Raw genomic sequence first — 23,492 nt, forward strand, 5'->3', positions numbered from 1 at the left:
TTTATCCCCACAGGGATTTCCCTCCCTCTCGCTTAATTTCATTTGCCAGAAATGTTATCTGTTCTTCCTGGGCTTCATTACTTATATGCTGTGACTCAAGATACATGTTTTGATGAGTCTTCTGGATTATTTCAGTCGCTTTTTTTCGGGCCTGATCATCTATCAATTGCTCCGGATCTTTCCTAGGGACAACACAGTATACTATTTCAGCGTCTAAGCCTTCCGCCAGTTCCTTCAACTGATTTATAGTGATATCCCCACTCGCTTCTTTTCTTTCAAGTATGGAAATTTTATTACGGGTATAACCCATCTTTTTGGCAAACAGAGCCCCAGACATTCCTAATGTCTGACGGATTGTTCGAATCCAGCCATCCTTTGGTGGTTTTGGTACAATAGCATTACGTGCTGATTTTACTTTCTTAATTAACTGTTGCTGCACTACATGCCTTGTAGAATCAATGCGGTTTGATTTTGTTCTTTTGTTAAACATACGGCACCTCAATGTGGCTAAATAACAATACGGGTCTACTGAGACTGTATCATTAAATTGATACGATGTAAAGATTTGTGTATCGTTGTACGAATACACTTATGTGAAAGATGTATCAATATTTAAATATTCGATGTTGTGATAATGTTAGCAGGAGAGCAAGGTTTCAAGAAGGTTGCGACTGCAATATGTATCATGCCTATATCCCGATATCGGGCATGATTAAAGGTAATGTGTGATTATTTTTCGATCTAGTTAACCTAGAATTGGACTGGGCTATGTTTGATTTCAGAATCATTTCGCACTCGCCGCGCCTCACTTGTTCGTTGATTCAGGGTGCTGTCCAGATTCTTTATCGTGCATTTACACACGAATATGGGTTCTACCCTTTTAAGGAATCTTAGAATCGGGTTTCTGCAGTAGGTTCACTGTATCACTCAAACTGTGATTTAAAAGCTTCAAACTCAAGCTGGAGGTTCTGCAATTGCTGATGCAGGTTGTCTATTTGCTCTTGAAGATCATCAGTGCTGTTATTTTCTTTCCGGACAATTACTGTTTCAACTTTCCCCTGGGGAACTGTCTCAACGTTAGCTTCATCCAGATCCCCACTTAACAGATGTGTGTAGCGAGATTCTTTACGGCCCGGTTGACGGGGCAGCTTTTTCACCAGTTCCATGTCTTCAAGAATGGAGATAGTTTCCTGAACCTCATCAAGGTTGTTAAAAGTATACAGGCGTTCTGTTCGCCCACGGATTTCACCAATGGTTTGGGGACCGCGCACCAAAAGTATACAGATGACGGCTTCTTCGCGATGTGTGAATTTCAGCTCTTTTGAGAAAATCTGTTCGTATTTTGGAACTCGGCTTACGTTACTTTGCCTGACCAACTTCCTCTCTTGTAAACCGTTCAATGCGTAAATAACCGTTTCTTCGTCAAACGATACCACTGGATTTCTGTTGGACTTCTGGTTGCAGGCATTTGTTAACGCATTGAGTGAAAGAGGGTAGTAATCAGGCGTTGCCATTTCCTTTTCCATCAAACATCCAAGCAATCGAACTTCGTTATCAGTAAGTAAAATATCCATATTTTTCACCATTATTTAAGATCACCTTAAAATTTACGGAAACATAAAACGGAACACTAAGAAATATCAAATAATGTGAGTAAATATAAAATCCTGCCGTTTTTACAGCTTCGAGGGAACTGGGCCCGATAACAGCAACTATCAGGCTTATAATTAAAAGAGCTGAATTCAAGTCATAGCCCCCAACGAAAATTATCAAAACGGGTAGTAGGATAAAGAATGAGATGCAACAGCAATTGGCCTAATTCATGTTCCAATGCTATTTGTAGTTATACCTTGGAGGCACTTGTGATTCAACTGTGAATCCAGTTGGGCTATATTGTATAAGTCTTATTTGGTTGCCATCCTATAGTTGGAAGACCTGAAAAAATGGGTTAACGGTATTCTTGACGGTATGAGAATCATTGATAAGTGAAAATGAGTACAATAACAGCAAAGTACTTTTACTTCTTGGTGGAGGCCGTGTCTATCGTTTCAGATTCAAAAAAAATAGTGTTGTTCAATCTTAACAATGACCAAACAGTTGGTTATACTAAAATGTCACTGCATATTGCCTAGTACTGCCGAAAAGGTGACAGGTTAACTGTCTCGAATTTATTTGTAATTATAATTGGTTATTGATAGTGTTCTTGGTTGGCACGTATTAGGCGTGTTTCTCTAGTGATATAAGCACTTCAGGTTATGTTTTAGACTGCAAAAAATGAATCATCCCAACCACAAACTTTTGTAGGCGCGTATATGACAAAAACTAGAAAACGGACTTTTAAAGAAGTAGCAAGTCAAATTCTCAAAACGAAAAACGAACCGCTTACTGCAAAAGAAATTGTCGATATTGCCCTCCAGGAAGGAATTCTTTCAACCGAAGGTAAAACACCTGAAGCCTCAATGTCAGCCCAGCTATATGTTGATATCAATAACAACAAAAAAACAAAATTCAAAAAGGTTGGAAAAGGCTATTTTGCTCTTATAGCGCAAAAAGATTCTTCTTCAACCCCGCTACTCCTCATTGAAAAACAAAATAGTCTTGTAAAGAAAGCATTGATGCAAAAACTTTATGAGATGGACCCTTATCAGTTTGAGTTTCTTGTGGCGGATCTGCTACAAGCCATTGGATACGAAAATGTCGAAGTCACAAAAAGAAGCGGTGATAAAGGAATAGATGTTACCGCAAACCTGACAATGGATGGTATTACTAGTGTTAAAACGATAATTCAGGTGAAGCGTTTTAAGGAAGGTAATAATATCTCTGGTAAGGTGATTACCCAGCTGCGTGGAAGTGCCGAAGTGGATCAGCGTGGATTAGTAATAACTTCGTCTGATTTCACAAAAGATGCTGTGGTAGAGTCAAAGGCTTCCAATAAGATGCCGGTTTCCCTGATAAATGGAGAAAAACTTCTAGATCTTCTTATAAAATATGGGGTTGGGTTAAAAACAGAAACAGTAGATCTTTATTCAATTGATACTGAATATTTTGAAAGTGCTGAAGATACTGACAGTAAAACCTCTGATGTTGGTAAAAATCGAGGTCTTTGGCCGTTACCGGGTGGAACCACTTCATACGTTGATACTTTGGATAAATTTTTAGCAGCAGTAGCCAATGGTACCAATACCAAAGAGTCTTTAAACAAGTGGTATAAATCTAATTTTGAAAATGTGAACAGTGATAAATCTGTTTATGGCTATATCGGTGTTCCCCGTGTGATGGGGCTAACCTATGTTAAAGATGGTCATGTACTGCTGACAGATGAGGGCGAAAAGGTTCTCCAAACAAAAGATCTATCATATCTCTATGAGGTTATTTCTAATAATGTCTTGGCCTTTGATGATATAGTAGAGTTTTTGAAAACAACAGACGCTCCTCAGAGCGAGCATAATATTTTAGAATACCTAAAAGAAAATTTTGATATCAATTGGCAAACCTTTGCCCAGGTAAATTTTCGCCTTCTTTGGTTGATTAACTTAGGGAAGATCAAGAAAGTTGAAGAAGGTTATGAATACATCTCCTCAAGTATAAAATAAGACAGTTCATATTGGTCAATAACTAGTGAAAACCGAACAACAAACCAGGCAACAGATTATCGATCAACAACTCCTTCAGGCTGGTTGGGATGTGTCAAACACCTCTCAAGTCATTGAAGAGTTTGAAATTGATGTGAATAGATCTGAAATGGCTGGTGAGTTGTCAACCGCAGAACCATCTTCGAAATATCAAGGTTACCAATATAGTGATTATGTACTTCTGGGAAAAGATGGTAAGCCGGTTGCTGTAGTTGAGGCTAAAAAAACCACCAAAGATGCAGCCAATGGTCGTGAACAGGCCAAGCAGTATTGTCAAAATATCCAAAAGGAAAAAGATTGCGAACTTCCTTTTTGCTTCTATACCAATGGTCTGGAAATCTATTTCTGGGACTTAGGCAACTACCCACCGCGAAAAATTATTGGTTTTCCAACCCGTGATGATCTCGAACGTTTTCGATATATACGTCGTAACAAAAAACAACTCAGTCAGGAATTAATTAACACAGATATTGCTGGCCGAGATTATCAGATCCGTTCCATCAGGGCGGTATTAGAAGGTATAGAAAAAAAGAAACGTGATTTCCTGCTGGTGATGGCAACAGGAACAGGAAAAACCCGAACCTGTATTGCCTTAACCGATGCTCTTATGCGCGCTGGACATATCGAGCGGGTCCTCTTTCTGGTTGACCGCATTGCCCTCCGTGAACAAGCTCTTGCAGCTTTTAAAGAACACCTCCCAAATGAACCTCGCTGGCCAAAAGTCGGTGAGAAGCTCATTGCCAAAGACAGGCGAATCTATGTGTCAACCTATCCAACCATGCTCAATATTATAAGGGATGAGAGCAACAGGTTATCACCGCATTTTTTTGATTTGGTAATAGTGGATGAGAGTCATCGTTCGATTTACAATACCTATCAGGAAGTTCTGAACTACTTCAAAGCTATAAATGTAGGCTTAACCGCCACGCCAACTGACGTTATCGATCATAACACCTTTGATCTTTTCACCTGTGATGATGGTTTACCAACCTTTGCTTATACCTATGAAGAGGCGGTAAACAACATACCGCCCTACCTGAGCAGCTTTCAGGTGATGAAGATCCAGACCCAATTTCAGGCAAAAGGTATTTCGAAACGGACAATAAACTTAGAAGACCAAAAACGACTGATCCTCCAGGGAAAGGATGTCGATGAGATCAACTTTGAAGGAAGCCAGCTGGAAAAAACGGTTGTCAACAAAGGCACTAATACTCTCATTGTTAAAGAGTTTATGGAGGAGAGTATTAAAGATGTAAATGGTGTTCTGCCAGGTAAGACCATTTTCTTCTGCGCCACCAAAGCCCACGCACGACGTCTAGAAGAAGTTTTTGATACCCTTTTTCCTCAATATCACGGCGAGCTTGCAAAAGTACTTGTCTCAGATGACCCCCGTGTTTACGGAAAAGGTGGCTTGCTCGATCAATTCACCAACAGAGATATGCCACGTATCGCTATAAGTGTAGATATGTTGGATACTGGGATCGATGTCCGTGAAATAGTCAATCTGGTATTTGCAAAGCCTGTATACTCGTATACTAAATTCTGGCAGATGATTGGTCGTGGAACCCGTCTTCTAGAACCCACCAAAATTAAACCGTGGTGCACCGAGAAAGATATCTTTCTCATTATAGATTGCTGGGATAATTTTGAATATTTCAAGATTGAACCAAAGGGAAAAGAGCTCATTACCCAGCAGCCTTTACCTGTAAAAATGGTCGGATTACGGCTGGATAAAATTGAGAAATCATTGGCGCTTGCTCAGACAGAAATAGCAGATAAAGAAATCGACAAGCTTCGCCAGCAGATACAAAATCTTCCATCTTCTTCGGTTATCATTATTGAAGCAGCTACATCACTAAATCAGATCGACGATGATAACTACTGGTCAAATCTGACCCTCCAAAAGATAGAATTTTTACACCGAGAAATTAAACCTCTATTCAGAGCTGTTTCTCAGGTGGATTTCAAGGCCATGCGTTTTGAAAAGAATGTGCTCGAAATTTCACTAGCTCACTTGAGTGGTGAAGAAAAGAAGTTCTCTACTCTCAAAGATGCACTCATTTGTCAAATTGGCGAGCTTCCACTCTCTGTAAATATAGTTGCCAGACACGAACAACTGATCAAGAGTGCCCAACAAAACCACTATTGGGCCACCTGTACAGATTCAACTTTTGATGAATTGGCAAGCACTCTTGGGCCATTAATGAAGTTTCGTGAAACTCAAAGTCCGGGGGAAGGTCCTGTTAGCTTGGATCTTACCGATAAACTCTTTAATAAAGAGAAGGTAGAGTTTGGGCCAGAGAATGAGGCCGTAAGTATCAGCCAGTATCGTGAGATGGTTGAAAGTCTGATCTTAGAATTAACAGAAAGTAATCCCATACTGCAAAAAATAAAAACTGGTGAATCGGTATCAGTAGAAGAAGCGGAAGATCTCGCTAAAACCCTGAATGAAGAGCACCCACATATCACTGAGAGTCTTCTTCGTCTTGTTTATAAAAACCGGAAGGCGCAATTTATAGAATTTATCCGTCACATACTAGGTCTTGAAACCCTTACCAGCTTCCCCGAGACAGTCACCCAATCGTTTGATCAATTTATTATAACCCATACAAATCTTAACAGTCGCCAGCTGGAGTTCTTGAGTTTATTGAAAGACTTTATTATCGAGCGGGAGAAGGTTGAAAAGCGGGATCTCATCCAATCACCCTTTACCATTCTTCACCCTCAGGGGATTCGGGGTGTGTTCAGACCTGTAGAAATAGAAGAAATTTTACAACTCACTGAGAAACTGGCTGCATGAGATATAAAACGACAACAGAAGATGAGCTGGCCCTTATCCTTGAAGAGGGAGAAGGCTATACTCTTGAATTTAAACGAGCTGTTAACTCTGATCTTTCCAAAGAAATGGTGGCCTTTGCCAATGCATCAGGTGGCCGTATCCTCATCGGCGTGGATGATGACAATGAGATTCATGGCTGTGACATTTCAAGTAAAGCACTCTCTCAGGTAGAAAGTATCGCTTCTGCTTGCGATCCACCAGTAGCAGTGCAGCTTGAAAAACTCCCCCAACACAATATCCTGGTTATTCATATTCCCGAGGGTGCCAACAGGCCCCATCGTTGCAATAAGGGTTTTTATTTGCGAAATGGTGCCAGCTCACAAAAAATGTCCACCCAGGATATTACCGCCTTTATTCAGGCAGAAGGGAAGGTTCGTTTCGACCAACTGCTTAGGCGAGATCTTGACTGGCAGGAAACACTTGATCAAAACCGTCTCAACCACTATTTACAGCTCGCAAATATTTCACCAAAGGATGATATTGCCAACCTCCTGACTAACTTGGGTGCTGGTGAATATATAGATGAAGAGTTTTCTCTCAATCAGACAGGCGTTCTCTTTTTTGCTAAAGAACCAACCCGGCGCTTATTTCATGTAAATGTTGTTTGCGCTCTTTTTAAAGGGACTTCCAAAGCCTATATCCTCGATCGTAAAGACCTTAATGGTAATATCTTAGAGAATGTGGAAGACGCTCTCATCTTCCTCAAAAAGCATTTGCAGATGCGGTGGGAGATTACAGCCGAAAGCACTCGAAGAAAAGAGATTTTGGAACTACCCGAAGTAGCCCTGCGCGAGGCTATTGTCAACAGTGTCTGCCATCGAGACTACATCGAAGAGGGCGCAAATGTGATGGTGGAGATATTTGATGACCGGGTTGAAATATATAACCCCGGTGGGTTGCCCAAAGGTTTGCAGGAAAAAGACTTCGGCCGTCGCAGTGTCTGCCGTAACCCCAATATTGCAAGCCTCCTTTTGCGCTGTAATTTCATAGAAAAAATGGGATCCGGGATTGAGCGCATTCATTCAGCCCTTGCAGAAGCCCATTGTCCAGAGGTGAAAATCTACTTTAACACCATGTTTACTCTAGCGTTTCCACGGCCAACTTTTTTAGCAGAACAGCCTGTAAATAAAACAAAAGCGTCGGAGAAAGCGTCGGAGAAAGCGTCGGAGAAAACGTCGGAGAAAATTGTCCAGCTTGTACAAGATGACAATAAAATCACCATTGCAGAGCTTGCTGAGAAGGTTGGGGTTACAACCCGTTCTATCGAGCGGAATTTGAAACAACTCCAGACAGAAGGACGATTAAAACGGATTGGCCCCGCCAAAGGTGGCCATTGGCAGGTAGAAGATGCTGAATGACTAATGCCGCCAAATGAACACCAATACATTCAAGATTTTTTAAGGATAGATTTATATGTTACAAAATAATCCCATTTTAGTATCAAAGATAAAAGAGTTGTGGCAAAAATTCTGGAGCGGTGGCATTTCAAATCCGTTGACTGCTATTGAGCAGATCACCTACCTGCTCTTTATGAAGAGGATGGATGAGCTTGATGATGATCAAATGCAGAATGCAATTTTTGCTGAGGAACCTTTCGCATCCCGTTTTGATGGTACATGGCTAGCGCCGGAGTATCGAGATAAAACGGAGGAAGAGCAAAAAGCCTATAAGCTGGATAAGTCAACTCTTCGTTGGACTCACTTTTCAAGGATGAAGGCTGAAGAAATGCTCACTCATGTGCAGACCAAGGTGTTTCCTTTCCTTAAAGATCTAAATGGTGATGAGGCAAGTTTTACCCACCATATGAAAAATGCGGTCTTCATTATTCCTAAACCATCTCTATTAGTGGAAGCAGTCAAAATCATCGACGATATTTTTGAGGAGATGAAAAAGGATGCCGATGAAAATGGGCAAACCTCTCAAGATATTCAGGGTGATGTGTATGAATACCTCCTCTCAGAGATTGCAACAGCTGGTAAAAATGGGCAGTTCCGGACACCTCGTCATATTATCAAACTAATGGCAGATCTTGTTCAACCAAAATATGGTGAACGCATCGCAGATCCTGCTTGTGGAACTGGTGGATTTTTACTAGCCCGAATTTCTCATTAATTAGAACAAAAAAGGCCACAAAAGTGGTATATTTAACGTTATCTCAAGACGTTAGATAATCCAACAAAGGTGGCCTTATGGAAACAGAGTGTACAAAAAGTTACCGTTCATTTCAAGTCCTGGGAAAAAGAAGGATTGTTGCTGATTTCAGTGGTGGAACCATAACTTCCGATGGAGGGGCGCTGTTACTTCGAGAAGTTGAGCAACGAACAGCAATTCTCCAACGTTTTTCAGAATGTTTTACGGACTATCGAGATTCCAAACGTATTGAACATAGCGTACTATCTCTGGTTTCCCAGCGGGTTATTGGCATGGCTTTGGGATATGAGGATCTTAATGACCATGACCGTCTGGCCAGTGATAAAATGCTTGCTGTAGCAGTAGGTAAAAAAGATCCCCAAGGCCTGGACCGTAAATCCATAAAAGACAAGGGCAAGCCCCTGGCAGGAAAAAGTACCTTGAACAGGTTGGAATTGACAGCAACCGATGCAGATTCGAAGAGTGCCTACAAAAAAATTGTCCTGCAACCAGAATCTGTAGACAATCTTCTAGTTGATATCTTTCTCGAATCACAAACAAAAATCCCTGAAGAAATAATCCTTGATGTTGATGCTACTGATAATCCCTTACATGGCAATCAGGAAGGTAAATTTTTCCACGGTTACTATAAAGCGTATTGTTACTTACCGTTGTACATTTTCTGTGGAGAACATCTGTTGTGTGCACGGCTCCGGACTGCCAATAATGATGGCGCAGCTGGTACAGTTGAGGAGGTGGATCGCATAATCGCGCGTATTCGCTTATCTTGGCCGGACACTCGAATAATTATTCGTGGTGACAGTGGTTTTTGTCGTGAAGAGATCATGGTCTGGTGCGAAGATCATGATGTTCACTTTCTTGTTGGAGTTGCTAAAAACAACCGCCTTGCTGAGGAAATTGCAGAAGAACTGGCGCTAGCCAAAGCGTTGTATCAATGCAGTGGAAAAGCGTCACGCGTGTTTAAGGATTTTTGTTACAAAACTTTAAAAACTTGGCGATGGCATCGTCGAGTTGTAGGAAAGGCTGAACATTTGGCCAAAGGATCAAATCCACGATTTGTCGTTACCTCGTTACCAGCTGAACTCTATGGTGCTCGTGATTTGTATGAAATGATGTATTGTGCCCGGGGTGATATGGAGAATCGCATAAAGGAGCAGCAGCTGATGCTCTTTGCAGCAAGAACCAGTACCAAGAAAATGCACAGTAATCAAGTTCGACTCTATTTCTCCTCTCTGGCCTACGTTCTTACTCAAGCCCTGCGTCGTCTTGGCCTTGAAGGTACTGTGATGGCAAAAGCTCAATGTGACACCATAAGAATTAGATTATTCAAAATTGGAGCAAGGGTGAGACTGACAGTAAGAAAGGTTTGGATAGCATTTGCCGAAGGATATCCCTATAAGGAGATCTTCGATCAGGTTTTGAAAAATATCGGCAGAATACCCATCAGGCATTAACTGTGAATTCTGAATGAGCAGTGCAATCGACAGTTGAGGTGCGTTCTCTGGAGAAAATAACTCAAGGATTTTCGCTAGAAATGGCCTCAAAATAACCGGCGTTGGTTGATTGCTAGTGCTGAGATTTGAAAGGTCGCACTAATTCATCTTTTTATAGTAAATGAGCCACCGCCTCCGCGAAATTTTACACCTTATGAGAAATCCGGGCTAGGTGCCTATCAATATGTTGTTTCACAGATGGAGAAGCAAAAGGGGCGGAAAGTACAAAAAGATGAAGATGGTTTTGAGCGAACTTCTGTCAGTACAAGTCTAGATGAACAACGTAGAAAGGTTCTTAATGATAGTTTGTATGGCTACGATATAGATTCAACCATGGTACGTTTAGGCCTGATGAATTTAATGATGCACGGCCTTGCTGAACCCCATATTGATTATAAAGATACTTTAAGCAAAAGCTTTAATGAGCCAAACCAATATCATGTCATCTTGGCCAACCCGCCATTTACCGGCTCCATTGATAAAGGCGATATTAACGAAGATTTAGGTCTCAGTACTACCAAAACGGAATTGCTTTTTGTGGAGAGTATTTACAATATGCTCAGAAGGGGGGGCACTGCCGGTGTGATTGTTCCGCAAGGTGTACTCTTTGGTTCTGGTAAAGCCTTTGTGGCAGCAAGAAAGATTCTGGTGGAACGATGTGAGCTAAAAGCAGTTATCACCCTGCCCAGTGGTGTTTTTAAACCCTATGCAGGGGTCGCCACAGCAATTCTAATTTTCACAAAGCAATATGATAAAGACGATAACCTAAATGAACCAGGTACTGAATATACATGGTTTTATGATATGCAGAGTGATGGTTATTCGCTGGATGATAAACGTTATAAACTCGAAGGCTATGGCGATTTACAAGATGTCATTGAAAAGTATAATCAAAGGGATTTAGAAAAAGATACTGATCGAACTCAGAACTTCTTCATGGTGCCCTATGCTGAAATTGTAAAGAAAAAGTATGATCTCAGTTTTAATCGTTATAAGGAAGAGGTTTTTGAAGAGATTATATATGAAGAACCTGAGGTGATTTTGCAGAAGCTCATTGACAGTGAGGTTGGCGAAGATATAGATGATGAGATCTTGAAAAAAATTGAAGGTGGTATTGTGAAGGAGCTGTTGGCGCTGAAGGAGCTGGTTGGATGAAAACTGTTCAACTGGGTGACATATGCACTGTAGTTTCTGGATCTACCCCTAAACGTGCAATAAAAGAGTACTGGGGTGGAGATATACCATGGGTTGCTCCAAAAGAAATAAGCTCACTGGAAGGGGCATACTTAAATGACTCAAAGGAAAAAATAACCGCAAAGGGCTTGAAGTCATGTTCGGCGACCATGTTACCTAAAGGGTCTTTACTGTTAAGTTCAAGGGCACCAATTGGTTTGTTGGCTATAAATAATATCCCCGTTTGTACAAACCAGGGCTTTAAAAGTTTGATCCCGTCTGAAGGTGTCCATGTTCAGTTTCTATATTATTATTTGAAGAGCAATGTTAAAAGCCTTCAATATAAAGGGGCTGGCGCCACTTTTAAAGAATTGTCAAAAGCTGCTGTAGAGCGTTTTGTTGTACATCTACCAAATTTTGATGACCAAATTCGAATAGCCACACTATTAAGCCGAGTCGAAGCATTAATTGCCACCCGCAAAGAAAATCTCTGTCAATTAAAAGAATTTCTCACAAGCACCTTTTTAGAAATGTTTGGTGATCCTGTTAGAAATGAGAAGGGGTGGGCCACCGCTGATTGTCACAAAGTTGTTATTGGAATAAAATCGGGTACAAGTTATGGCGGTGAGGACAGATCGGCACTCAAGGACAATGAAATGGGTGTGTTGAAGATCAGTGCTGTTACGCAAGGATTTTTTAACGCTAATGAATTCAAGGCTGTAGATCGAAGGAAAATTAAAAAACAGGTTATTACAGTAAAAAAAGGTGATTTCCTGATAAGTCGAGCCAATACTTACGAGTTAGTTGCTGCTTGTTGTGTCGTCGATAAATCAAATGAAAAACTGTTCTTGCCGGATAAGCTTTGGAGGCTGAGTTTTGATGAGAAAAGAATTAATTCACAATTTTTTAATTACCTACTGAAAAACAATTCGTTTAGAAATATTGTCAGGAAACAGGCTTCGGGTGGGCATGAGTCTATGCTGAACATATCAATGGAAAAATTTCGTCAGTTAAGAGTGATTGTCCCAGATAAATTTATCCAGGATAAATTTGCAAATATTGAAGGAAAAGTTGGAAATCTGCGGAAGCATTATCAGCAAAACCTAGTTGAATTAGAAAACCTCTACGGAGTCTTAAGTCAAAAAGCATTCAAAGGCGATTTGGATTTAAGCAATATTCCAACCGAGGGAGTTGACTCTAGCAATGATACTGAAGAAAAAATTACTTCTGTTCTTCCTCTTGTAGAGGTTCCTGGCGAGAAAATGCCTCATATAAATGCGTTAACATCTATTGATTCAAATCATCCCGAGCTTCAGCATGAGTATGGTCTCCCATCCATAGATTTCATGGTAGGTGAAAACAAAGCAGAGGAAGATGACAAGGACATCGACATTGCAAACCCTTCTATCAGAAAGAAATATGTAAGCAGCCTCCTGAGTACCTACTTATCAGGCCAGAAAGGGGGGCATTTTTCTATGGATGATTTTTCTTCCTTAATTGATGACAAATTTGAACAGCTCTCTACGGACGAAAATCAAATTCTGATGGATGTGGTTGACTATGATTCAATTCGCAATTCTTTGTTCCAATTGTTGGAAAATGGTCAAATAGAGCAAAAATTTAATGAGACTTCCAACAAGGTGGAGTTGAAGATCAAGTAATGAAACTCTTACGACTCAAAATAGATGAGCCTTTTCGTAGCCTGCAAGCTGGTTTTGAACTTCATTTTCTTCGAGAATGGGATTTGTCAGAAAATCTTGATAAATCTGCACCATATGTCTTGGCTGGCCCAAATGGCAGTGGTAAGTCAAATGTGCTGGAACTCCTCGCAGCGATTTTTTATCATTTGGAATGCCAGTTTCTTGAATTTCGTCCCACATCTTTTGATTACGATAAAGAAAGTAACCCTGAGGGTTTTCGAGATGAACAAGCAACACCAAATGGTTTTAAGCTTGAATATCAAATTGAAATTCCAGATCATCTGAGAAACGGAGTTAAGGATGAATACGCCCATATAAAGGTTGTGAAGTCAATCGAGAACACCAAGGTTGGCGCGGAATTGTACTGGATCAATAATGATGAATATGGTGTCGAGAAACCTCTGCCACGGACCAATGCCAAAGCACTTTTACCTGATTATGTGCTGGGTTATTCATCAGGTGAAAATGAAATACTCAGCCTTCCATTTTTCAAGATGCGGTTTATTCAGCTTGATGAATATTTAGAGAGCTTACGTGAACGACTCTCATACCCTGGTAGATCGGAATCGCGCCATACATATCTTGATAACACCTTTAGTCAGGCCATTTTGCTGTGTAACCTCCTTTTTCAGGATGATGACACGCTAGAACCTTTTAGGCAAGAGGTTGGGGTGGAATCTCTCCAACAATTTAGAATCATTTTAAAACTCTCAATTGCAATTCCTCCTGATCAACTAAGTTATTTTAACTCTTTTCCTGATGAACTCGTTTTTAAGGGCGTTGATGATGCGAACCGTGAAGTTATCGATTTTGATATTCTTGCAGGGTTCACTGATTTGGTTGAACGATTGAAGAATTGTGCTACTAGCTTTTATCATGATGTTGAAGCTAATACGCTATGCTTGGATTATTGGGTTAACAAATCAACAAAAGATGCTTTTAAAAACAATTTTGAAAAAGCAATTGATCTTTTTCAGGCCTTTCAAATACTTCTCACTTTGAACCTCTATTCGGTGAGTGAGGAGCTTAAAAAGGATTTGTATACCTCTAATAGCCTCTATGTAACTGAAACAGTCCCAATCCTGCCATCCGATGAACGAGTAATGCGTTTTAAGGATGTGGTTTTGAAAAAGAAAGGTGTGGATGGCGTTTGTTATGCGAAATCCCTCTCCGATGGGGAACATCAGTTTCTTCACAGTCTGGGCCTTTTCTTGTTGTATAAGGATACCAACAGCCTGTTCTTACTTGATGAGCCAGAAACTCACTTCAATCCTGAATGGCGTTCAAATTTTATCACTAGACTCCGCGATTGCTTCTCAAATGCTGATACTGATAAAGAGCGCGAAGTATTAATCACGACCCATACCCCTTTTCTGATTTCAGACAGCAAGAAGGAACAGGTGTTAATCTTTAAAAATGAAAACGGTGAAGTCGAGGTAAATCGGCCAGAGTACAATACTCTTGGAGCATCTGTGGACCAGATAACCATGTTGTCTTTTGATAAATCTGAAACTATCGGTGGTTATGCCACCACAAAGATAAAGGAATTTGAAAATCGTTTTTACAAGGATGAAAATCGAGAGGATTTAATTAAAGAAATCAATCGAGAGTTGGGTGATTCAATAGAAAAAATGCTTCTTATTAAAACCATACGTAAATCATTAAAGGAAAAGTAGCCGTGTTATTTTCTTATACTTTTGTTGCACATGACATAGAAAAAATGCACGCTTATGTCGAATATGTTTTTCAAGAAGTGTGGTGCAGAGCGGGTACTGCTGAGTATGGAATAGAACTTTTTGATGGAATGCCCGATCTTAAAAACATCATAGAGGAGTTGTGGAAACAGGAAGAACTTGCAGGCAAGCCAATTAAATCTGCCCAATTTTTTTTAACAGGGATAAATGAAATATTTAATGAGTTTAAAGCACTAGAACAAACTGATGTAGATAAATTAAAAAATTGGTTCTCGGCTAATAACAATTTGGAAGAGTGTTGTCGTAATTCAGTGGGTGTAAGGCCTGTTAAATATAAGGAAATTCAACTTTCATATCCATTAATAGCGGGTAAGTTAAAGCCTTTTTTTATGGGTTTGTATTCAACTGATTTTTTGTCGTTAAAGGTACTGAAACAACATTTAAACCTGCTTTCCGAACATTATAGAAAATTTGTAATAGAAAATGATGAAGACGTTTGCCCATTTTGTGGGTTGTACCCGCTTGATGGTCAATATAGCGATTCACGTGAAGCATACGATCACTATCTACCCAAAAGTAAATATCCTTTTAACTCAATAAACTTTAAAAATCTTTTTCCTTGCTGCTCTTCATGCAACTCTAAGAACAAAGGGGTGAAGGACCCTCTTGAAAAAAATGGGATGAGAAGAAAGGCATTTTATCCGCTTGATAGCTCTATTCCAAAACTTACTTTGGAAATCACAATTTCTTCAAGCGATTGGCAGAAAATTATTCCTGCTGAAATAGCGTTGACTATTGGTCCAGATGAGTGGAGAGAGGAAATTGAGACTTGGAAAGATGTTTATAACATCGACTCAAGGTACAAAGATTTTGTTTGTCGGAAAAATGCAGGTAAAGCATGGTTGAGTCAAGTACAAGCATTGAAAATTAGAGACCGAAGTATAAGTGAGTATTTTGAGGATCTAAGTGCCAATGAGGTTAGTTATCCTCATTCTGACTATAATTTTTTAAAGAAACCTTATTTAGAAGGGTGCCAAAAAGCAGGCTTGTTTGATGAGGTGTAGTGACTGATTGATAACGAAAGGTAATAAGGGAGGATTGTGTGATTTCTGGTACTCCGCTAAGTCTGTTCGACAAGCAGGTTGAACGTTCAGCAAAACGCCGAAATATTAAGGATTGGCCGGATTGCAGTCGTTTTCCATATAATTTTAATGGTGAACGAGTTGAGAATGTTGTGCGTGCAGACCTTAAGTCCTCTATAGCACCACTCATCATTACAGGCTTTACTTCTCTAGATTATTTGATTGATTTCGTAGCAGATCTACCCGCAAATTCCCCTAAAGAAATTTCCATTCTTCTCGGCAGTGAGCCAACACCAGCACGCAGGAAAGACTATAGTTTAACATCATCCACCTTTCCCCAGGAGGTTATTGATTATTGGCTGGAGGTGGGTATCTCGATGTTGCTATGCCACAAGATCATTCTCTTTGTGAATATGATCAAGAGTGGGAGAGTCTTGTGCAGGTATATTCCTGATAGAAATAAAAAACTCCATGCAAAAATATATGTTTCTGATGCTGCCATAACCATAGGGTCGAGTAACTTCTCGTTCACAGGGCAGCGAAGCCAGATGGAGGCAAATGTCCGTTTTGAGGCAGCAAAGGATAAGGTCAGATATAGAGAATCTCTTCAGATAGCAAATAACTATTGGGAGCTTGGTGAAGATTATAATGAGGAGTTGCTGGATTTGCTTGAAAGGCTCCTGAAAGTTGTTTCATGGCAGGAAGCACTTGGCCGAGCTTGTGGAGAATTGCTCGTTGGTGATTGGGCATTAAAATATATTAAGAATGATTATGTGAGCAGTGGCAAGCAGTTATGGCCATCGCAAAAATCTGGAATTGCCCAGGCGTTATGGATGGTTGAAAATGTTGGCAGTGTTTTGGTTGCAGATGCTACGGGTTCTGGAAAAACCAGAATGGGTGCTCACCTGTTACGATCAGTAATGGATAGGATTTGGAGTACCGGAAGGGTGCGAAAGGATGTGACTGTCCTTGTGTCCCCGCCCAAAGTTGTTGAAGAAGCCTGGCAAAGAGAAGCTGTGGAGTGCGGGTTGCCAATGTCCACATTATCCCATGGTATTTTGAGTAGAAGTGAATCTGTGAAGGCCAAAGATGCCATTAATACCATCCGTAGAGCACAATCCCTTGCCATTGATGAAGCGCATAATTTTTTGAATCATAAATCGTCCAGAACCAAAAGTCTTTTTGGGAATATGGCAGATGTTGTGGTGATGTTTACCGCCACCCCAATCAATAAAGGTGTGAGAGATTTATTACGAATTGTAGATATTCTTGGTGCTGATAATCTTGAAGACTCCGCTCTTGATCTTTTCGACCGTTTAGAAAAACGAATGCGTTCTAATAGGCAGCAATTTGCAACTACTGCGGAAGAAAGCAGGTTGTTGCAGCAAGAGGTGCAAAGATTCACTCTTCGTAGAACCAAGGCTATTTTTAATTCTCTTGTAGATGAGTCTCCAGAGCTATTTTGTGATGATACGGGTAAGCAGTGCAGGTACCCAATTCACAAACCGAAAACATATACGACCGGTGAAACATCTCAAGATCAACAGTTGGCGGGGGAAATTCGTGAATTAGCAAGTCGGTTGAAAGGGTTGGTCAATTTACAAACTGGAATTGATGTACCTAAGGGCTTTCATGGTCAGATTGATGAAGAAAAGTATATTCAAGGGAGGTTACAAGGGGCGAAAGGGTTAGCTGCCTATCAAATAACCTCCAGATTGCGTTCTTCAAAGGCCGCATTGGTCGAGCACCTTTTGGGAACTCAAGCAGCATGTGACAGGTATGGCATACAGGACCCTGAGAAGGTCACTGAAACTGGAAATGTATTATCAAGTCTTGAGGAGAGAGCGGGCATTATACCAGAGAGCGAATTGATTGGTAAATTGCCTGACTGGCTGCGTGAGAGTGAAGCGCACAGAGTTGCTGTGAGTGAAGAACTTGCAATATATAATAAGATTCTGGAGTGTACGTATAAAATAAGCGATAATCGGGAGTGTGCCAAAGCAGCGAGACTTTCTGGGCTTTTGGCCAGTCACAGATTGTTGCTGGCATTCGATAGCTGTCTCATTAGTCTTGAGATAATTAAGAAGCATATTGAAGATATTGGTGACGATACACGGTCAATAATTGCTACCGGGTCGCTGGCAAAAAATAAGGAAGAGGTAAATAAGCTTTTCGCTTTGGGGTCAAATGCGAAGGGTGTCATTGGCCTCTGTTCTGACGCAATGTCTGAAGGGTTGAATTTACAGCAAGCTTCTGCTGTTGTTTTGTTGGATATGCCTAGTGTTATTCGTATAGCAGAGCAGAGAGTAGGGCGTGTGGACAGAATGAACAGTCCACATGAGGAAATTGAGGTTTGGTGGCCAGATGACAGCGATGCTTTTTCATTAAAGACAGACAAAAAGTTTTTCAGGAGACACCAAGAGGTAAAGGATATTTTAGGTTCAAATCTGGATTTGCCTGAAAATATTTTACCTGAAGAATTAAATGAGACTGAGCCTTCAACAGCTGATGAAATGATCCGTAAACTTGAGGAGCTGGATAAGGTTGGGACCGGCTGGGATGGTATTCAGGATGCGTTTCAACCAGTAAAGGATCTTGTTGATTCTGAAAATGGTCTTGTCCCGGTTGAAGTGTATAATCAAGTAAAGCGATCGAAGGCAAGAGTTGTGTCATCGGTGAGCTTAATTAAGTCTGTCCGGCCTTGGGCCTTTTTTGCGATTGGAGGTGTTGAACGCGGTGCTCCCAAATGGGTCTATCTTGATAGTTTAACGGCAAAACCAACAACAGGTCTATCTGAAATTGCTTGTCGATTAAGAGAAGAACTTGGGGGCAATGCTGAGGATCGGAAAATGGACAAGTCAGCATCCCAGCTTATAGAAAAGTTTCTGAATCAATTATTGAAGACTGAAACAGAAATCTTACCAAGGAAAAAACAACGGGCATTATACGAGATGGGAAAAGTTCTTTCTTATTATGACGAAGTTGCCAAGAAAAATGAAGATTGGGATAGAAGAGAGCTTGTTGGGAATATTCTTCAGTTATTAGCTGTCCCTGATCAAAGTGAGGGGCGTCCAGATTTAGACAATGTTGCAGAAGCGTGGCTCGATTTGACACGTGATGTTTGGTATAAGAAGCTGCTAGAAAAAAGAAGGCAGTTCAAGCCTTTAAGGTTAAAAGATATTCGTAAAGATCTTCGGCAGAACCCATTGGATGATAAACAATTGTATGAGGCTTTTTCTTCAATAAAAAGTGCTCAGCCAATTCATGCTAGAGTTGTATCTGCAATTGTGGGTGTGCCAGATAATTGAATACTTTTTTGTAGGCTCTAAATTTGGTACCAAAGCTATTGTAGAAAAAGACTTTTATTTTGGCCTAATTTGTTATCACAACCGTGAGGGAATCCGCAGCCATATAAGATGAATATTGGGGTAGTTAGTGACACGTTTAAGACGGTATTTATGACGGTATCTATGTCTTCTGGTAATTTATAAAAAAAAGTTGATTACAGACTGTTATAGGCTTTGTGTTGTGGACGCCGCCTCCATCATTTTGAAGTTTAAAGAAGTTCAGTGAAGAGCAAAACCTCAAGAGCTAGCCCGAATTTCTCATTAATTAGAACAAAAAAGGCCACAAAAGTGGTATATTTAACGTTATCTCAAGACGTTAGATAATCCAACAAAGGTGGCCTTATGGAAACAGAGTGTACAAAAAGTTACCGTTCATTTCAAGTCCTGGGAAAAAGAAGGATTGTTGCTGATTTCAGTGGTGGAACCATAACTTCCGATGGAGGGGCGCTGTTACTTCGAGAAGTTGAGCAACGAACAGCAATTCTCCAACGTTTTTCAGAATGTTTTACGGACTATCGAGATTCCAAACGTATTGAACATAGCGTACTATCTCTGGTTTCCCAGCGGGTTATTGGCATGGCTTTGGGATATGAGGATCTTAATGACCATGACCGTCTGGCCAGTGATAAAATGCTTGCTGTAGCAGTAGGTAAAAAAGATCCCCAAGGCCTGGACCGTAAATCCATAAAAGACAAGGGCAAGCCCCTGGCAGGAAAAAGTACCTTGAACAGGTTGGAATTGACAGCAACCGATGCAGATTCGAAGAGTGCCTACAAAAAAATTGTCCTGCAACCAGAATCTGTAGACAATCTTCTAGTTGATATCTTTCTCGAATCACAAACAAAAATCCCTGAAGAAATAATCCTTGATGTTGATGCTACTGATAATCCCTTACATGGCAATCAGGAAGGTAAATTTTTCCACGGTTACTATAAAGCGTATTGTTACTTACCGTTGTACATTTTCTGTGGAGAACATCTGTTGTGTGCACGGCTCCGGACTGCCAATAATGATGGCGCAGCTGGTACAGTTGAGGAGGTGGATCGCATAATCGCGCGTATTCGCTTATCTTGGCCGGACACTCGAATAATTATTCGTGGTGACAGTGGTTTTTGTCGTGAAGAGATCATGGTCTGGTGCGAAGATCATGATGTTCACTTTCTTGTTGGAGTTGCTAAAAACAACCGCCTTGCTGAGGAAATTGCAGAAGAACTGGCGCTAGCCAAAGCGTTGTATCAATGCAGTGGAAAAGCGTCACGCGTGTTTAAGGATTTTTGTTACAAAACTTTAAAAACTTGGCGATGGCATCGTCGAGTTGTAGGAAAGGCTGAACATTTGGCCAAAGGATCAAATCCACGATTTGTCGTTACCTCGTTACCAGCTGAACTCTATGGTGCTCGTGATTTGTATGAAATGATGTATTGTGCCCGGGGTGATATGGAGAATCGCATAAAGGAGCAGCAGCTGATGCTCTTTGCAGCAAGAACCAGTACCAAGAAAATGCACAGTAATCAAGTTCGACTCTATTTCTCCTCTCTGGCCTACGTTCTTACTCAAGCCCTGCGTCGTCTTGGCCTTGAAGGTACTGTGATGGCAAAAGCTCAATGTGACACCATAAGAATTAGATTATTCAAAATTGGAGCAAGGGTGAGACTGACAGTAAGAAAGGTTTGGATAGCATTTGCCGAAGGATATCCCTATAAGGAGATCTTCGATCAGGTTTTGAAAAATATCGGCAGAATACCCATCAGGCATTAACTGTGAATTCTGAATGAGCAGTGCAATCGACAGTTGAGGTGCGTTCTCTGGAGAAAATAACTCAAGGATTTTCGCTAGAAATGGCCTCAAAATAACCGGCGTTGGTTGATTGCTAGTGCTGAGATTTGAAAGGTCGCACTAATTCATCTTTTTATAGTAAATGAGCCACCGCCTCCGCGAAATTTTACACCTTATGAGAAATCCGGGCTAGTAAGGCTTTCGGGGTTTTCTTGTTTGGTGTGGTGGAGGCCGTGTCAACGACGAGAGTTAGAATAACGTTCTTCTTCTTGATAATAGTCATCAAAACCGATGATTTTTCTTACTTTTTCAAAATCCATTATATCGGATGGTTGTGAGCCATTTTGTAGAGCTTGTAGTGATTTTTTAATGGCTTGCATGGCGGCTGAAATTAAGGTTAACGGGTAGGCCGCAATACTAAATCCTAAGGCGTGTAATTCGTCCGGTGATAAAACCGGTGTTTTACCACCATCAATAATATTGGCCATTTGCACACCGGGAATCTCCTTGCAGATGGTTTTCATCTCCTCAATACTTTCGGGAGCTTCAATGAAGATTATGTCCGCTCCAAGTTCAGCATATTTTTGCCCTCTTATGATTGCTTCATTTAAGCCATGGACAGCTCTTGCGTCAGTTCTTGAAAGAATAAGAATGTCCTGGCCTTCATTTCTTGCATCAACAGCGGCAGCGATCCTTTCAAAGGCTTCATCTTGGTCAACGACAAGTTTACCTTTCGTATGGCCGCAGCGTTTGGGTGCCACCTGATCCTCAATCATTACTGAAGCAAATCCAGCTTGGGCATAGCCTTTGACGGTACGATACACATTCATTGCATTACCGTAACCTGTATCACCATCGCCTAAAACGGGTATGGTGACGGCATTGCAGATATTTCTGCCTTGATCGAGCATCTCTCCATAGGAAATGAGGCCGGTATCTGGCAGGCCTAAACGAGCAGCAGCAACTGAAAACCCAGACATGAAGGTAAGTGCAAATCCCGCCTGCTCTATCATTTTAGCAGTCAGGCCATCATAGCAGCATGGCATAATGTGGCACTGATCCTTTGCAAGCAGTTCTCGTAGTTGTTGAGCAGGGGAAGTCATAATCGTTATTAATTAAAGGTTGTAGGGGATGTACGTTGCCATTCCTGGGAAAAACCAGAGCAACACCACGGTGGCCAGCAGAATTAGAATAAAGGGCCAAACACCCTTGATCACTTCTCCAAGAGGCACTCTGGCAACAGCCTGGATAACAAATAGATTTAAACCAACTGGTGGTGTGATGAGTGCGCATTCAATCATGACGACAAACAGTACTCCAAACCAGATTGGGTCTATCATTAAGGACTCAAGTGATGGGTATAATACCGGCATCATAATGAGTAACATTGATAAGGATTCCAGGAAAAATCCCATTAGTAATAAAACAGCACAGACAATCAGGACAAAAAATCCGGGTTGGGTGATGTTCATAGCAATGGCTGATGAAATCTCTTGTGGAATCTGATAGAGCGTTATTGCCTTACCAAAGAGTTTTGCCCCGGCAATGATGAGGAAGATGGTCACGGTGGTAACCATTGAGGTACGAACTGCTTCCTTCAGCTTGGACCGGTTCATTCGTCCCATTGCAAAAACGATAACCAGGGCAACGGCAAAACCAATTCCTGCCGATTCGGTGGGCGTGAACCAACCAGCATATATACCACCAACCACAATTGCTGCGAGTAGTACTGTTGGGAACGCCAGTAGTGTGGCATCCCTTCGTTCCTTCCACGTTGCTTTTGCAATGGGTTGATACCCTTTGCCAAACTTGGCATAAGCAAAACAAAAGAGAATAAAACAGAAGGCCAGAAAGAGTCCTGGTCCAATTCCAGCAAGGAAGAGGCTGACAATTGATTCTTCGGTGATCACACCATAAACAATCATTGGAATGGATGGAGGAATGAGAATCCCCAACGTTCCCCCAGCAGCCATCAATCCAAGAACAAATGGCTTATGATAGCCTCTTTCTGTCATTTCAGCGATAGCCACGGTGCCAATGGTTGCTGCAGTTGCTATTGAAGAGCCAGAAATTGCGGAGAAAAGGGCGCAGCTAATAATTGTCGCAACACCGAGTCCTCCAGGCCAGTGACCAACCCAGCTCTGTACAGCCCTGAATAAATCGGTGCCTACTCCGCCCTTGAGTAAAATATTTGACATTAATAGAAACAGGGGGACAGCAAGGAGGATAAAACTATCCATGCTACTAAACAGCGACAAGGGAACCATGGACAGGGTGAACCCTTTCATCACAAGGAGCAGCAGGCCAAGTCCTCCGAGCGTGAAGGCAACTGGAACCCGAAGAAGAAGCAATATGACAAGTGATGCAAGTATAAGGATCGAAGTCATTTCTACTTCCTCTAAATTTTATGTTCTGCGCTAAGGACAACTTCATCGCCCTTTGCGAGTTTAATCATTTCTACAACTGCCTGGAGCCAAAGAAGACCAAAGCCAACAGGTACAGCACTTTCAGTAATCCACTTGGGGACACCGAGCATGGTTGACGTTTTCCGTCCAATCTCAATGGATTCGAGGACAACTTCTGTACCAGTGTAGGTGGCCACGGC

At 41.2% G+C, this 23,492-nt stretch carries 14 protein-coding genes and 2 pseudogenes (1 of these 16 only partly in view); 11 read left to right on the forward strand and 5 right to left on the reverse strand.

Annotation, left to right across the window (positions count from 1 at the left end; translation table 11 throughout):
* Window position 1 precedes the first annotated feature (1 nt).
* Both ACX6CI_RS20720 and ACX6CI_RS20725 read right to left on the reverse strand, forming a co-directional pair.
* Window positions 2-490, reverse strand: a complete 489-nt coding sequence (locus tag ACX6CI_RS20720) for a mobile mystery protein A (RefSeq protein WP_458775557.1) — start codon at window positions 488-490, stop codon at window positions 2-4.
* Window positions 491-923: 433 nt separating this feature from the next.
* The gene (locus ACX6CI_RS20725; protein ID WP_458775558.1) at window positions 924-1,574 is read right to left on the reverse strand and encodes a YceH family protein; all 651 of its coding nucleotides are present in this window, start codon (window positions 1,572-1,574) and stop codon (window positions 924-926) included.
* A 738-nt stretch (window positions 1,575-2,312) separates the two neighbouring features.
* On the opposite strand from ACX6CI_RS20725, the gene ACX6CI_RS20730 reads away from it, so the two are divergent.
* The 11 genes and pseudogenes from ACX6CI_RS20730 to ACX6CI_RS20780 all read left to right on the forward strand — a co-directional run bounded on the left by ACX6CI_RS20730 (window position 2,313) and on the right by ACX6CI_RS20780 (window position 20,869).
* Entirely contained in the window at window positions 2,313-3,593 is a 1,281-nt protein-coding gene (locus ACX6CI_RS20730) for a restriction endonuclease (protein ID WP_458775559.1), read from the forward strand.
* Window positions 3,594-3,618: 25 nt separating this feature from the next.
* Window positions 3,619-6,432 (forward strand): type I restriction endonuclease subunit R, encoded by a 2,814-nt coding sequence (locus ACX6CI_RS20735; RefSeq protein ID WP_458775560.1) that lies wholly within the window; start codon window positions 3,619-3,621, stop codon window positions 6,430-6,432.
* Complete coding sequence (locus ACX6CI_RS20740; RefSeq protein WP_458775561.1) at window positions 6,429-7,829, forward strand: RNA-binding domain-containing protein; 1,401 nt, start codon at window positions 6,429-6,431, stop codon at window positions 7,827-7,829. Before ACX6CI_RS20735 ends, ACX6CI_RS20740 begins: the two co-directional genes overlap by 4 nt.
* Before the next feature lie 55 nt (window positions 7,830-7,884).
* A pseudogene (locus ACX6CI_RS20745) lies at window positions 7,885-8,565 on the forward strand (type I restriction-modification system subunit M); the annotation flags it as partial.
* Window positions 8,566-8,660: 95 nt separating this feature from the next.
* Complete coding sequence (locus tag ACX6CI_RS20750; RefSeq protein ID WP_458775562.1) at window positions 8,661-10,076, forward strand: IS1380 family transposase; 1,416 nt, start codon at window positions 8,661-8,663, stop codon at window positions 10,074-10,076.
* Between the two features lie 207 nt (window positions 10,077-10,283).
* Window positions 10,284-11,270: pseudogene (locus ACX6CI_RS20755) on the forward strand (HsdM family class I SAM-dependent methyltransferase); the annotation flags it as partial.
* Window positions 11,267-12,949 (forward strand): restriction endonuclease subunit S, encoded by a 1,683-nt coding sequence (locus ACX6CI_RS20760; protein WP_458775563.1) that lies wholly within the window; start codon window positions 11,267-11,269, stop codon window positions 12,947-12,949. The pseudogene ACX6CI_RS20755 and the gene ACX6CI_RS20760, both read left to right, overlap by 4 nt.
* Entirely contained in the window at window positions 12,949-14,664 is a 1,716-nt protein-coding gene (locus tag ACX6CI_RS20765) for a restriction system-associated AAA family ATPase (protein ID WP_458775564.1), read from the forward strand. The genes ACX6CI_RS20760 and ACX6CI_RS20765 overlap by 1 nt, the downstream gene beginning before the upstream one ends.
* 2 nt (window positions 14,665-14,666) lie before the next feature.
* Window positions 14,667-15,746: an HNH endonuclease signature motif containing protein gene (locus ACX6CI_RS20770; RefSeq protein WP_458775565.1), complete on the forward strand. Its 1,080-nt coding sequence runs from the start codon at window positions 14,667-14,669 to the stop codon at window positions 15,744-15,746.
* Between the two features lie 38 nt (window positions 15,747-15,784).
* A complete protein-coding gene (locus ACX6CI_RS20775; protein WP_458775566.1) occupies window positions 15,785-19,072 on the forward strand; it encodes an SNF2-related protein in 3,288 nt (1,095 codons plus the stop codon).
* Between the two features lie 381 nt (window positions 19,073-19,453).
* Window positions 19,454-20,869: an IS1380 family transposase gene (locus tag ACX6CI_RS20780; protein ID WP_458775562.1), complete on the forward strand. Its 1,416-nt coding sequence runs from the start codon at window positions 19,454-19,456 to the stop codon at window positions 20,867-20,869.
* A 254-nt stretch (window positions 20,870-21,123) separates the two neighbouring features.
* Here the strand turns inward: ACX6CI_RS20780 and ACX6CI_RS20785 are convergent, their stop codons facing one another.
* The 3 genes in view from ACX6CI_RS20785 to ACX6CI_RS20795 are tightly spaced (at most 12 nt apart) and all read right to left on the reverse strand, a layout consistent with a single transcriptional unit that may run on beyond the window.
* The gene (locus ACX6CI_RS20785; protein WP_458775567.1) at window positions 21,124-21,990 is read right to left on the reverse strand and encodes an isocitrate lyase/PEP mutase family protein; all 867 of its coding nucleotides are present in this window, start codon (window positions 21,988-21,990) and stop codon (window positions 21,124-21,126) included.
* 12 nt (window positions 21,991-22,002) lie between these two features.
* Window positions 22,003-23,274 (reverse strand): TRAP transporter large permease, encoded by a 1,272-nt coding sequence (locus ACX6CI_RS20790; RefSeq protein WP_458775568.1) that lies wholly within the window; start codon window positions 23,272-23,274, stop codon window positions 22,003-22,005.
* 11 nt (window positions 23,275-23,285) lie between these two features.
* Window positions 23,286-23,492 carry the end of a TRAP transporter small permease gene (locus tag ACX6CI_RS20795; protein WP_458775569.1) on the reverse strand. The gene runs 393 nt beyond the window's last position, so only the last 207 of its 600 coding nucleotides appear in the window; its start codon lies off the right edge, out of view — the gene reads right to left on this strand; the stop codon is at window positions 23,286-23,288.

It is taken from the genome of Desulforhopalus glucosivorans (genome assembly GCF_054397165.1).

Excerpts from the sequence above, each read along its gene's own strand:
- ACX6CI_RS20760 (WP_458775563.1), top strand. The coding sequence starts at position 11,267 with ATGAAAACTGTTCAACTGGGTGACATATGCACTGTAGTTTCTGGATCT.
- ACX6CI_RS20785 (WP_458775567.1), bottom strand. The coding sequence starts at position 21,990 with ATGACTTCCCCTGCTCAACAACTACGAGAACTGCTTGCAAAGGATCAG.
- ACX6CI_RS20765 (WP_458775564.1), top strand. The coding sequence starts at position 12,949 with ATGAAACTCTTACGACTCAAAATAGATGAGCCTTTTCGTAGCCTGCAA.
- ACX6CI_RS20730 (WP_458775559.1), top strand. The coding sequence starts at position 2,313 with ATGACAAAAACTAGAAAACGGACTTTTAAAGAAGTAGCAAGTCAAATT.
- ACX6CI_RS20790 (WP_458775568.1), bottom strand. The coding sequence starts at position 23,274 with ATGACTTCGATCCTTATACTTGCATCACTTGTCATATTGCTTCTTCTT.
- ACX6CI_RS20750 (WP_458775562.1), top strand. The coding sequence starts at position 8,661 with ATGGAAACAGAGTGTACAAAAAGTTACCGTTCATTTCAAGTCCTGGGA.
- ACX6CI_RS20720 (WP_458775557.1), bottom strand. The coding sequence starts at position 490 with ATGTTTAACAAAAGAACAAAATCAAACCGCATTGATTCTACAAGGCAT.
- ACX6CI_RS20740 (WP_458775561.1), top strand. The coding sequence starts at position 6,429 with ATGAGATATAAAACGACAACAGAAGATGAGCTGGCCCTTATCCTTGAA.
- ACX6CI_RS20725 (WP_458775558.1), bottom strand. The coding sequence starts at position 1,574 with ATGGATATTTTACTTACTGATAACGAAGTTCGATTGCTTGGATGTTTG.
- ACX6CI_RS20780 (WP_458775562.1), top strand. The coding sequence starts at position 19,454 with ATGGAAACAGAGTGTACAAAAAGTTACCGTTCATTTCAAGTCCTGGGA.